Source organism: Microcystis aeruginosa NIES-4325, assembly GCF_008974145.1.
GTDB classification, from domain to species: domain Bacteria; phylum Cyanobacteriota; class Cyanobacteriia; order Cyanobacteriales; family Microcystaceae; genus Microcystis; species Microcystis aeruginosa_G.
Genome location: NZ_BJKP01000102.1, coordinates 1 through 822 on the forward strand (window position 1 = coordinate 1; position 822 = coordinate 822).

The window sequence follows — 822 nt, forward strand, 5'->3', positions numbered from 1 at the left end:
AGACGTACCTACTACCGGGATGAAGATAAATCGGTGGATGTTTATCCCGCATTTACCGATTTAATGTCCAATGCTTTCATGATTCTGAGTTTATTTCTCCTCTTGGCACTTTTTCAGTCCTATAATCTCATCAGCAAACTGGAGGAAGCTAACCGAAAACTACAAACAGCAACCCCGATAGTTATCGATGAAAAATCAGGAAAATTTAAATTTCAGTCGGGAAGTGCTGAATTAAACCCTGCTTTAAAAACCCATATTCGTCAGCGCATTATTCCCGCTATCGAAACCATTACCAAAGACAGAGAAATCGACTTTATTCAAGTAATTGGACACACCGACGGACAGGGAATACAAAAGACAAGTAATCTCGATAAAAATATCGAATCGGTTGCCAGCAGAAAACAATCTGTTAAAATGCTAGTACCCGGTTCTAACACTGATTTAGGATTAATGCGCGCTTTAGCAGTAGTCCAAGAAATCGAAAACACAGGTAAACTCAAAAACGTCAAATTTCGAGCTTTTTCCGCAGGACAGTTATACCTCCCATCGGGTAACTTAGCTGCGGTTAATCGTGACGCAGATGCAAGCAGACGCAGAATTGAAATCCGTTTTATTCCTCCCGGTAAAAAACAATGATTTATTCTATTTCTTCCACGGAATAATTAACCGTTTCTAGGGTGACATCCTCGTATAAATCCCGAAAAGATGCCGTCAGATTAATACTCTGCAAACTAAAACTTTCTTCCTGATAGGTTTGCAGAATCCATAAACCCTGTTCACCCCGTCGAAAAGTTTCTACTCGTTGGTGTTTACTATTGACTA

Annotated in this window: 1 protein-coding gene and 1 pseudogene; one reads left to right on the plus strand and one right to left on the minus strand. The window is 39.8% G+C overall.

Going from position 1 to position 822, the window contains the following annotated elements:
- A partial coding sequence (locus tag MiAbW_RS19150; RefSeq protein WP_238707366.1) for an OmpA family protein occupies nucleotides 1-636 on the plus strand: 636 nt, incomplete at its 5' end.
- A gap of 1 nt (nucleotide 637) precedes the next feature.
- Here MiAbW_RS19150 and MiAbW_RS19155 read toward each other — a convergent pair.
- Nucleotides 638-822: pseudogene (locus MiAbW_RS19155) on the minus strand (Uma2 family endonuclease); the annotation flags it as partial.